Origin of the sequence: Fusobacterium sp. DD2 (assembly GCF_018205345.1) — a bacterium.
Classification (GTDB): domain Bacteria; phylum Fusobacteriota; class Fusobacteriia; order Fusobacteriales; family Fusobacteriaceae; genus Fusobacterium_A.
Map to the genome: position 1 here is coordinate 1 of NZ_JADRHM010000079.1, position 11,076 is coordinate 11,076.

10 protein-coding genes are annotated in these 11,076 nt (G+C 32.3%); all 10 read left to right on the forward strand.

Annotation, left to right across the window (positions count from 1 at the left end; genetic code table 11):
* Window positions 1-327 precede the first annotated feature (327 nt).
* The 10 genes from hrcA to rnr all read left to right on the forward strand — a co-directional run bounded on the left by hrcA (window position 328) and on the right by rnr (window position 10,948).
* A complete protein-coding gene (hrcA, locus tag IX290_RS10245; protein WP_211493091.1) occupies window positions 328-1,356 on the forward strand; it encodes a heat-inducible transcriptional repressor HrcA in 1,029 nt (342 codons plus the stop codon).
* On the forward strand, window positions 1,349-1,948 hold the full coding sequence (gene grpE, locus IX290_RS10250) for a nucleotide exchange factor GrpE (RefSeq protein WP_211493092.1): 600 nt from the start codon (window positions 1,349-1,351) through the stop codon (window positions 1,946-1,948). The genes hrcA and grpE overlap by 8 nt, the downstream gene beginning before the upstream one ends.
* A gap of 58 nt (window positions 1,949-2,006) precedes the next feature.
* A complete protein-coding gene (dnaK, locus tag IX290_RS10255; protein WP_211493093.1) occupies window positions 2,007-3,839 on the forward strand; it encodes a molecular chaperone DnaK in 1,833 nt (610 codons plus the stop codon).
* Between the two features lie 107 nt (window positions 3,840-3,946).
* Entirely contained in the window at window positions 3,947-4,819 is an 873-nt protein-coding gene (locus tag IX290_RS10260) for an aldose 1-epimerase family protein (RefSeq protein WP_211493094.1), read from the forward strand.
* Between the two features lie 75 nt (window positions 4,820-4,894).
* Entirely contained in the window at window positions 4,895-6,079 is a 1,185-nt protein-coding gene (gene dnaJ, locus IX290_RS10265) for a molecular chaperone DnaJ (RefSeq protein WP_211493095.1), read from the forward strand.
* A gap of 94 nt (window positions 6,080-6,173) precedes the next feature.
* Window positions 6,174-6,449 (forward strand): preprotein translocase subunit YajC, encoded by a 276-nt coding sequence (gene yajC, locus IX290_RS10270; protein ID WP_211493096.1) that lies wholly within the window; start codon window positions 6,174-6,176, stop codon window positions 6,447-6,449.
* Between the two features lie 118 nt (window positions 6,450-6,567).
* Window positions 6,568-7,548 carry an N-acetylmuramoyl-L-alanine amidase gene (locus tag IX290_RS10275; protein ID WP_249168933.1) on the forward strand — a complete coding sequence of 327 codons (981 nt, stop codon included), beginning with the start codon at window positions 6,568-6,570 and terminating at the stop codon, window positions 7,546-7,548.
* A gap of 90 nt (window positions 7,549-7,638) precedes the next feature.
* A complete protein-coding gene (locus IX290_RS10280; RefSeq protein ID WP_211493098.1) occupies window positions 7,639-8,106 on the forward strand; it encodes a GerMN domain-containing protein in 468 nt (155 codons plus the stop codon).
* A 133-nt stretch (window positions 8,107-8,239) separates the two neighbouring features.
* Window positions 8,240-8,815: a bis(5'-nucleosyl)-tetraphosphatase (symmetrical) YqeK gene (gene yqeK / locus IX290_RS10285; RefSeq protein ID WP_211493099.1), complete on the forward strand. Its 576-nt coding sequence runs from the start codon at window positions 8,240-8,242 to the stop codon at window positions 8,813-8,815.
* Window positions 8,816-10,948, forward strand: a complete 2,133-nt coding sequence (rnr, locus tag IX290_RS10290) for a ribonuclease R (protein WP_211493100.1) — start codon at window positions 8,816-8,818, stop codon at window positions 10,946-10,948.
* The last annotated feature ends 128 nt before the right edge of the window (window positions 10,949-11,076 follow it).

Below are 11,076 nucleotides of genomic sequence, written 5' to 3' on the forward strand. Positions count from 1 at the left end.
TCACCTAAAAAGGAGGGGGTCTTCTTGAAGTTTTTAGATAAAAACATTAGCACAAGTGGAGATCTTAGTCAAGAATTAGCCCTTTTTTCATAGGGTGGCTAAAGGAAAAAGAGGGGGTAAAAAAATTAAAAATATAAAAATAATTTAATTACAGTAAAAAAATTATTTATTTTTAAAGCCTCATTACGCCAGTGTTTGCACAGGATAAATCAATAAAAAAACATAAAAAAACAAAAAAACTTATTGACAAAAATATAAATATAGTGTAAAGTTTTAATCAAGAATTAGCACTCGATGTTAGTGAGTGCTAACAAAAAGGTGATAAAGATGTCTATTACAGAAAGAGAAAAACTAGTATTAAATGCTATAGTCAACTATTATCTTAATTTTGGTGATACTATAGGATCTAGAACATTGGTAAAAAAATATGGGATTGATTTATCATCAGCTACAATCAGAAATGTAATGGCTGATTTGGAGGACATGGGATTTATTGCTAAGACCCATACTTCATCTGGAAGAATTCCAACAGACAAAGGATATAAATACTATCTTGATGAGTTGTTAAAAGTTGAAAAACTTACTCAGCAGGAAAAGGAAAATATTGAACTTGTCTATGAAAATCGTGTAAGCGAGTTGGATATGCTATTGCAACAGACTTCGTCTTTACTTTCTAAGCTTACTACATATGCTGGTATTGCTATGGAACCTAGTGGAATAATTGAAAGGGTTAAAAGAGTAGAACTGATATATGTAGATGAGTATATGATAATGGCAGTCATAATATTTGAAAACAGAGTTGTAAAGACAAGAAAGATACTTCTTACAAGTCCTGTTTTTAAAGAAGAACTTGACCAGCTGTCACAAGAGATAAATGAGCTTATAAAGGATAAAGCAGTTGGTTTACAGGAAATCGAAAGATATATACTTACAAAGAAAAAATTAATTCCAAAAGCAGCAGAGAAGTACGATGAAGATGGAAAATTATTTATAAATAATGTACCTAGTATATTTAAAGATAAACATGTAAATGAAATTTCAGATGCATTGGAACTTTTCCATCATAGAGATGACATACGAGGAATATTTGAGCATGTTCTTACTACAAGAGATACACCAAGTGGTGTAGTAAATGTAGTTTTAGGCGATGAGCTTGGAGTAAAAGGACTTGAAGATTTCAGCTTTGTGTATTCAACATATATGCTTGGAGATTCTAAGGGAATAATTGGAGTTATTGGTCCAAAACGTATGGCTTATTCAAAAACTATGGGACTTATAAAGTATGTAACTCAAGAGGTAAATAAAGTGATCAATGAAAATAAAAAAATCGAAAGAAAGGAAGACATAGATGTTTAATAAGAAAGAAAAAGAAAATAAAGATATTAAAGAAGAAATAAAAGAAACAAATGAAATAAAAGAAGAAAAAACTTGTAATTGTGGTGGCGACTGCAACTGCAAAAAAGAGGAAACACAGGAAGATATCATAGCACAGAAAGATGAAGAGATTGGAAAATTAAAAGCTGAAGTTGAAGATTGGAAACAATCATACTTAAGAAAACAAGCTGAATTCCAAAACTTCACAAAGAGAAAAGAAAAAGAGATGGAAGAGTTCAGACAGTTTGCATCAGAAAAAGTAATAACAGATCTTTTAACTGGACTTGACAATCTTGAAAGAGCAATAGCTGCATCTGAAGCAACAAAGGATTTTGACGGACTTGTTAAAGGTGTAGAGATGATCTTAGGACAACTAAAGAGCATAATGAAAACAGAGGGAGTAGAGCTTATTAAAGCTGACGGTAAATATGATCCTGTATTCCATCATGCAGTAATGGTTGAAGATAATCCAGAATTTGAAGATGATCATATTATATTAGAACTTCAAAAAGGTTATACAATGAAGGGAAAAGTAATAAGACCATCAATGGTTAAAGTTTGTAAAAAAGGGTAAAAGAAGTAATTAATTAATAAATTTAAAATTTCAAAAGGGAATATTTTAGGAGGTAAAAATGAGTAAAATAATCGGAATTGACTTAGGAACAACTAACTCTTGTGTATCAGTAATGGAAGGTGGAAGCACTACAATAATACCTAACTCTGAAGGAGCAAGAACTACACCATCAGTTGTAAACATAAAAGAAAACGGAGAAATAATTGTTGGGGAAATAGCAAAAAGACAAGCTATCACAAATCCAACTTCAACAGTTAGCTCAATAAAAACACATATGGGATCAGACTATAAAGTTGAAATCTTTGGAAAGAAATATACTCCACAAGAAATTTCAGCTATGATCTTAAAGAAACTTAAAAAAGATGCTGAAGGATACTTAGGACAAGAAATCAAAGAAGCAGTTATCACAGTACCAGCTTACTTTACAGACGCTCAAAGACAAGCAACTAAAGACGCTGGAGCAATTGCAGGACTTGAAGTAAAAAGAATAATCAACGAACCTACAGCAGCGGCATTAGCTTATGGACTAGAAAAACAAAAAGAAGAAAAAGTACTAGTATTTGACCTTGGTGGAGGTACATTTGACGTATCTATCCTTGAAATTGCTGACGGAGTAATCGAAGTTATAGCAACTGCAGGAAACAACCACTTAGGTGGAGACGACTTTGACAATGAAATCATAAAATGGTTAACATCTGAATTCAAGAAAGAAACTGGAATTGATCTTTCAAATGATAAAATGGCTTACCAAAGATTAAAAGATGCAGCTGAAAAAGCTAAGAAAGAACTTTCTACAATGATGGAAACTTCAATCTCATTACCATTTATCACAATGGATTCAACAGGACCAAAACACTTAGAAATGAAATTAACAAGAGCTAAATTTAATGATCTAACTAAACACTTAGTTGAAGCAACTCAAGTTCCTACAAAAACAGCTCTTACAGATGCTAAATTATCACCAAGCGATATAGATGAGATCTTACTAGTTGGAGGATCTACAAGAATACCTGCAGTTCAAGAATGGGTTGAATCATTCTTCGGTAAGAAACCAAATAAAGGAATAAACCCAGACGAAGTTGTTGCAGCTGGAGCAGCTATCCAAGGTGGAGTATTAATGGGAGACGTAAAAGACGTATTACTTCTTGACGTAACACCATTATCATTAGGAATTGAAACTTTAGGTGGAGTATTTACTAAGATGATTGAGAAAAATACAACTATCCCAGTTAAGAAATCTCAAATCTATTCAACAGCAGTAGATAACCAACCAGCAGTTACTATAAACGTATTACAAGGTGAAAGAGCTAAAGCAGCTGACAACCATAAATTAGGAGAATTTAACCTAGAAGGAATTCCAGCAGCTCCAAGAGGAGTACCTCAAATTGAAGTAACATTTGATATTGACGCAAACGGAATCGTTCACGTATCAGCTAAAGATTTAGGAACAGGAAAACAAAATACTGTAACTATCTCTGGATCAACTAACCTATCTAAAGAAGATATAGACAGAATGACTAGAGAAGCTGAAGCTCATGAAGCTGAAGATAAGAAATTTAAAGAATTAGTTGAAACAAGAAACAAAGCTGATATGTTAATCTCTTCCACTGAAAAATCTCTAAAAGAATATGGAGATAAAGCAACTGAACAAGAAAAGAAAGATATTGAAGCAGCAATTGAAGAACTTAAAAAAGTAAAAGATGGAGAAGACAAAGATGCTATAGAAAAAGCTATGGAACATCTATCTCAAGTTGCTCACAAATTTGCTGAAGAAATCTATAAAGAAGCTCAAGCAAAAGCTCAAGCTCAACAAGGTGGACAACAAGCAGGAGCTCAACAAGAACAAAAGAAAGATGACGACGACGTAGCTGAAGCTGAAGTTGTTGACTAATACTAAACTGAATATAGATTAAACTTTTAATATTATAACAATAAAGGGGAGATGGCTTAGGCCCTCTTCCCTTAAATTAAATTTAAGAGAAGTTGGTGGAGGATAAGATGGAAGTTAAGATAAATAATGGAATTATGGAAGCAACAATTGAAACTTTTGGAGCAGAGTTAGTTGGACTTAAAGATTTAAAAGAGAATAGGGAGTATGTTTGGCAAAAGGATCCTAAATTCTGGGCTAAATCTTCACCAATACTATTTCCATTTGTAGGTGGAATAAAAGGTGAGAAATATTGTTATAATGGAAAAGAGTATACTATAAAAACAAAACATGGATTTGCAAGAGATTATGACTTTGAAGTAGTAAAAAAAGAGGATACATATGTAGAGTTTTTATTTCAGGCAAATGAAGAAACTAAAAAGATTTATCCTTTTAATTTTAAACTTTATTTGAAATATACCTTAAAAGGAAAAGAGTTGGAAATTGAATATAGAGTAGAAAATTTAGAGGATGAGAAGATGTATTTTTCTCTAGGAGCTCATCCTGCTTTTTCAACACCACTGGAAAAAGGTGGAGTTCATGAAGATTACTATATAGAGTTTGAAAAACCAGAAACTGGAGAGATTAAAGTTCTAAATGGAGCATTTATCGATTCGAAAAAAACAGAAAAAGCTTTTGATGGAAAGAAGATAATTCTTACAAAAGACAGATTTATAAATGATGCAATGATAATTGAAAATCCAAATTCTCAAAAAGCATATTTAAAGAATGATAAAACAGGATATAAATTATCTTTTGACTTTACTGGATTTAAATATATTGCTTTTTGGAATGTACCAGGGGCTGAGTATGTATGCTTCGAACCATGGAATGGAATATCAGATTATGATAACTGTACAGGAAATCTTGTAGAGAAAAAAGGGATAGAAGTCCTTGAAGGAAAAGAAAAATTCGTAAGAAGAGTAAAAATAGAAATTCTATAACCTTGGATTTTATGTTATAATAGCTAGGCTTATAGATATTATAGAAATTTTTATTATAGATGGAGGAAATATTAAATGGCAGATAAAAGAGATTACTATGAAGTCCTTGGTATTGCAAAAGGAGCTTCAGACGATGAAATAAAGAAAGCATATAGAAAAGCAGCCATGAAATACCATCCTGATAAGTTCAGTAATGCCACTGAGAAAGAGAAAAAGGATGCTGAAGAAAAATTCAAAGAGGTCAATGAAGCTTATCAAGTATTATCAGACCCACAAAAGAAAGCTCAATATGACCAATTTGGACATGCTGCTTTTGAACAGGGAGCAGGATTTGGCGGAGCTGGAGGATTCAGTGGATTTGGTGGAGCTGGAGGTTTTGAAGATATATTCAGCTCATTCTTTGGTGGAGGAGCATCAGGATTTGGTGGATTTAGTGGAGGTTTCAGTAGCAGAAGAGGAAGCTATCAGGAACCAGGAAGAGACCTTTCATATCAAATTCAAATAACACTTGAAGAGGCTGCAGAAGGTGTAGAAAAAACTATAAAATATAAAAGAGATGGAAAATGCCCTACATGTAATGGTAGTGGAGCAGAACCAGGAAGCAAGATGAAGACTTGTCCAAAATGTGGAGGTAAAGGATTTATTGAAACAGTTCAAAGAACAGTTTTAGGAAATATGGTAAGCCACGTTGAATGTGATGAGTGTCATGGTAAGAGAGAGGTTCCTGAAAAGAAATGTAAAACTTGTGGTGGAACTGGAATAAAGAAAGAAACTGTTGAAAAGAAATTTAAAATACCAGCAGGAATTGAAGATGGACAAAGATTGAGACTTGATGGTATGGGAGAAGCTAGTACAACAGGTGGACCTAATGGGGATCTATATGTAATTGTTAGAATAAAACCACATCCTATTTTCGAAAGAAGAGGAGACGATATATTCTGTGAAGTACCTATTACATTTGCAACAGCTGCTTTAGGTGGAGAGATTGATATCCCAACACTAAAAGGTAAGAAGAGCATCAAGATACCTGCAGGTACTCAGACAGATAAATTATTCAAACTTAGAGACCAGGGAATCAAGGCTTTAAGAGGAACTGGAAAAGGTTCTGAATATGTAAGAGTAGTTGTTGAAACTCCTACTGACTTAACTGAAAAACAACAAAAACTATTAAAAGAATTTGACGAAAGTTTACAGGATAAAAACTATAAAAAGCACAAAACATTTTTAGATAAGTTAAAATCTTTTATCAATAAGTTATGAAGATTATGGCGTAACAGATAGTGAAATAAATTGAAAAACCAATATATATGTGCTATACTAAAAAGAGAGAAATTTTGTCAGAGGGGGATAAAATATGGAACAATTACTAGGTAAATACGGAGGAGCAGCTTTAACATTTATTATATGGATTGCTGTGTTCTATTTCTTATTAATATTACCAAATAAGAAGAAACAAAAGAAACAAAAACAAATGCTTGACTCAATAAAAGAGGGAGTGGAAGTTTTAACTGTTGGTGGAATCAAAGGAACAGTAGCTTCTGTAAATGAAGAGTACATAGAATTAAGAGTTGATAAAGGAGTTAAAATCACTCTTAGAAAAAGTGCAATTTCAGCAGTATTAGAAAAGTAAAATAGAGAATCTAAAGGCTGACAGAGGAAGATGAGGGATCAAAAGTGAGTCCCCCTCTTTTCGTCAGCCTTTCTTTTAATGGAGAGATGAGATGAAACGTATATTTATTCTTTTTTTTATGTTATGTACCTTGGCATTTGCTGGGAATATAACTAATGTTCAGAACAAGGGAAATAAGATAGTTATGTCCCTTAAAAACTTTGATAAATCTCAATATCAGTCAAGTTATGACTCATATAACAGACTGCTTTTTTTGGAGTTTCCAAAAAGTCCAATGACAAAAAAAATAAATACCGCTTCATTTAAAAATAAGTATGTAGAAAGTTTTGAAACAGTTGATTATGGGGATGGAACAGGTTTTTTTATAAAGCTTAATAAAAATATCTCATACAGTTTGAACTCTACTTCCAGAGAATTTACAATAACTTTCAATGATAAAAGTTTTAAAAAACAATATACTATTATAATTGACCCTGGTCATGGTGGAAAAGATCCAGGAGCAACAGGATTTAAAAAGTATCATGAAAAAGATGTGGTACTTGCTGTAGCTAAATATTTAAGAGATGAGCTTAAATCTGATTTTAATGTTATAATGACTAGAGATAGTGATTATTTTGTAACTTTAGCTCAAAGACCTAATATAGGAAACAGAGCTAAAGCGGATATGTTTATAAGTATTCATGCTAACTCAGCTATGACAGATAAACTTTATGGTACAGAGGTCTTTTATTTTTCTAAGAAATCATCTCCTTATGCTGAGAGAATAGCTGCTTTTGAAAACAGTGTTGGAGATAAATATGGAGAAAAGAGTAGTAATATTGTTCAGATAATGGGAGAGCTTGCTTATCAGAAAAATCAGGAGATATCAGTAGGTTTTGCTAGAAATGTTGTAAATTCCATTTCAAGTGGAATGGGTATGAAAAATAGAGGAATACATGGAGCTAACTTTGCAGTACTTCGTGGATTTAATGGACCAGGGATACTTATTGAACTTGGATTTATTAATAATAAACAGGATTTAGGAAAACTTATCTATCAGAGCAATCAGAGAAAAATGGCTCAGCAGATTGCAAAAGCTGTAAGAGCTAATTATTATTAAAAGTGGTGATGTATAGTGATAAAGTATAAAAAAAGTTTGATAACTCTTGTGATAATATGGCTTTTTGTAATAATTCTTGGTGGGATATATATGAAATTGAAATCTACTTCAGAGAAAATTTTTACTATAGATATTCCTAGAAAAACAAAATCACTTACAACAACAGGGAAATTAGAAAATGCAAAATTTTATTATCCAAATGATAGTTTTAGTGGATTGGAAACAAAGATAGATGAGATACCAGTTTACTACAAAAGAAGAGATAAGATTGAAAAAATAGCTGAGAACAGTTTTGAAAATTTAAATAGAGTGCATCTTCTTCCAACAGCTCAGGTAGATGTAAAAAATGTCTACATAAAGGGAGATACTGCATATATAGATTGTGATGCAAATATTCAAAGTTTGAAGGAACCAACAAAGAAAAATCTGCTGGGAATATATTCAATAGTAAATAGTATCACAGAGATAGATGGAATAAACAAGGTTAAAATACTGGTTGATGAAAAAGAGGAAAGTGGAAACTTTTCAAGAACATATATGAGAAATATGAAATTTTAATAAATGGGCGGTCAAGATAATCAGATTTAATAAAAAAGGAATACATAACCAAATATCGTATAAATAAGTATAGAGGATTTGGATATGTTTAATCTGAGGCATTTTTGACACGCCTTTTTTTGTGGGAGGAAAAATGTTAGAAAAATTAAGAGAAGAGGTAAAAAAAAGGGTAACTCCTAAGAGATATATCCATATATTGGGAGTGGAAGAAAAAGCTGCAGAGCTGGGGAAAAAATATGGAGCTGATGAAAGTAAAGTGAGAACAGCTGCAATTCTTCACGATGTGGCAAAGAGTATGAGTGTAGATGAGTTAGAAAGAATCTGCAGGGAGGAATATTCAGATGAGCTTACCCCTGAGGATATAGAAATTACACCTATACTTCATGGATTTGTGGGAGAATATATAGCAAAGAAGGAATTTGGAATAGAGGATAGAGATATTTTAGATGGAATAAAATATCATACTATTGGGAAAAAGGGACTTGGAATAGTTGGAAGAATTATTTATATAGCAGATGCTATTGAAAAGAATAGAGATTATCCTGGCGTAGAAGAATTAAGATATGAAACAGATAGGGACTTAGATGGAGGAATAATATCTGAGATAAATCATAAGGATGAGTATCTTAAAAAAACAGGTGGGAAATCTCATAGAAATACATTGGAAATGAGAGATTGGCTTATTGAGTCAAGACAAAGGAGGAATTAGATGAATATAGAAAAAGAATTGGAAAAATTAAAACATATATTTGAGGAAAATAAGGGAAAAGGTTTAAAACAGGATGAGATAACAAAGGCTTTAGGATGGTCTCAAAAATTCAGAAAAGAGAATAGAGAGATTCTAGATAGCTGGGTTGAAAATGGAGAGCTTACAAGAAATGGAAGAGGAAAATATAATCTTCCTGAAAATACTGGATTTGTAAAAGGGGTATTTAGTATCATAAAGGACAGATTTGCCTTTGTAGATACAGAGACTGAGGGAATATTTATTCCTAGAAGTGGTTTTAATGGAGCCCTTGATGGAGATACAGTATTTGTAAAAATAACTTCTGGAGATAATGATAATAAGAAAAAAGAGGGAGAAGTTGTAAGGATTATAAAAAGAGAGAAAGATACTGTTATTGGTATTTTTCAAAAGAATAAAAACTTTGGTTTTGTAACTCCTACACACTCTTTTGGAAGAGATATCTATATTCCGTCAAAGAGAATGAAAGGTGCAGATGACAATCAGCTTGTTGTTGTAAAAATAACATTCTGGGGAGATAATGAAAGAAAACCTGAGGGAGAAATTGTTGAGATATTAGGTGATCCATACAATACTAAAAATATGATAGAGGCTTTAATCATAAGAGAGGGAATGTCAAACACTTTCCCTGAAAAAGTTATGGAAGAAGCTAGAAAAGTTGAAACAGAGGTAGCTCCACAGGAATTAAAAGGTAGAAAAGATTTAAGAGATCTTCAGATTATCACAATAGATGGTGACGATGCAAAAGACTTGGATGACGCAGTATATGTAGAAAAACTTAAAAATGGTAACTATAGACTTATAGTGAGTATAGCTGACGTATCTTACTATATTCCAGAAGGTTCAGCACTTGATAGTGAAGCATACAAAAGAGGTAACTCTGTATATTTAGTAGATAGAGTGCTACCAATGTTTCCAAAAGAGATATCAAATGGAATATGCTCACTAAATCCACATGAGGATAAACTTACATTTACATGTGAATTGGAAATAGATCCAAATGGAAAGGTAATCACTGCTGATACATATAAATCAGTAATCAGAAGTGCCTATAGAATGACATATACAAATGTAAATAAAATCATTGCTGGTGATGAGTGGGCAGTAAAAGAGTATGCTCCTATTAAAGATATGGTAATGAATATGCTTGAACTATCTAAGATAATCAGAGAGGTTAAGCACAAAAGAGGAAGTATAGATTTTGATATTCCTGAGATAAAACTTGTTTTAGATGAAAATGGAAAAGTAGACCATATTAAGAGTAGAGATCGTGGAGAATCTGAAAGAATAATAGAGGATTTCATGATTGCAGCAAATGAAGCTGTAGCTGAAAAACTGTTCTGGCTTGAGATTCCGTCAGTATACAGAACTCACGAAAAACCAGATATGGAAAGAATAAGAACCTTAAATGAGACACTTGAAAAATTCAAATACAGAATACACTCATTAGATGAGATTCATCCAAAACAGTTTCAACAGATTATAGAGGACTCTAAAGAGAGAGGAATCAACCTGATAGTGCACAAGATGATACTTATGGCTCTTAAACAGGCTAAGTATACAGTGGAAAATTATGGACACTTTGGACTTGCATCTTCTTATTATACACATTTTACATCACCAATAAGAAGATATTCAGACCTTACTGTTCATAGAATTTTAAACTCAGTACTACATGGATATCCAAGTAAGAAAGAGATTATAAAAAATGCTGAAACTCTACCTGATATCTGTGCACATATATCTAAAACTGAAAGAACAGCTATGAAAGCTGAAGAGGAAAGCGTAAAGATTAAGTTAGTTGAATATATGATGGATAGAATTGGAGAAGAGTATGATGCTACTATAGTTGGATTCAGTAATAAGAGAGTATTCTTTGAAACTGAGGAGCATATAGAGGCTTTCTGGGATGTAGTTGCTGCTAAACACTTCTATGAATTTGATGATAGAGATTATGTTATGAGAGATACTGATAATGGAGCTGTATATAGCATAGGAGATAAGTTTAAAGTAACACTTGTAAAGGCAAGTCTTGCTGAATTGGAAATAGAAGTTGTACCTAATTTCTTAATGGATGATGGACAGCTGGAAAGATAGAATAGAGATGTAAAATAAAAAGAACTGTGAAAAAGCTGTAGGAATTATAGCTTAACACAGTTCTTTTTTATTATATATTAGGAAATTATAATTTGAATAATAAGATAGAAAGTAGCTGAGAAATAGAA

Bases quoted from the DNA above. Each gene is read 5' to 3' on its own strand.
- hrcA (WP_211493091.1), top strand. From the start codon at position 328: ATGTCTATTACAGAAAGAGAAAAACTAGTATTAAATGCTATAGTCAAC.
- grpE (WP_211493092.1), top strand. From the start codon at position 1,349: ATGTTTAATAAGAAAGAAAAAGAAAATAAAGATATTAAAGAAGAAATA.
- dnaK (WP_211493093.1), top strand. From the start codon at position 2,007: ATGAGTAAAATAATCGGAATTGACTTAGGAACAACTAACTCTTGTGTA.
- IX290_RS10260 (WP_211493094.1), top strand. From the start codon at position 3,947: ATGGAAGTTAAGATAAATAATGGAATTATGGAAGCAACAATTGAAACT.
- dnaJ (WP_211493095.1), top strand. From the start codon at position 4,895: ATGGCAGATAAAAGAGATTACTATGAAGTCCTTGGTATTGCAAAAGGA.
- yajC (WP_211493096.1), top strand. From the start codon at position 6,174: ATGGAACAATTACTAGGTAAATACGGAGGAGCAGCTTTAACATTTATT.
- IX290_RS10275 (WP_249168933.1), top strand. From the start codon at position 6,568: ATGTTATGTACCTTGGCATTTGCTGGGAATATAACTAATGTTCAGAAC.
- IX290_RS10280 (WP_211493098.1), top strand. From the start codon at position 7,639: ATGAAATTGAAATCTACTTCAGAGAAAATTTTTACTATAGATATTCCT.
- yqeK (WP_211493099.1), top strand. From the start codon at position 8,240: ATGTTAGAAAAATTAAGAGAAGAGGTAAAAAAAAGGGTAACTCCTAAG.
- rnr (WP_211493100.1), top strand. From the start codon at position 8,816: ATGAATATAGAAAAAGAATTGGAAAAATTAAAACATATATTTGAGGAA.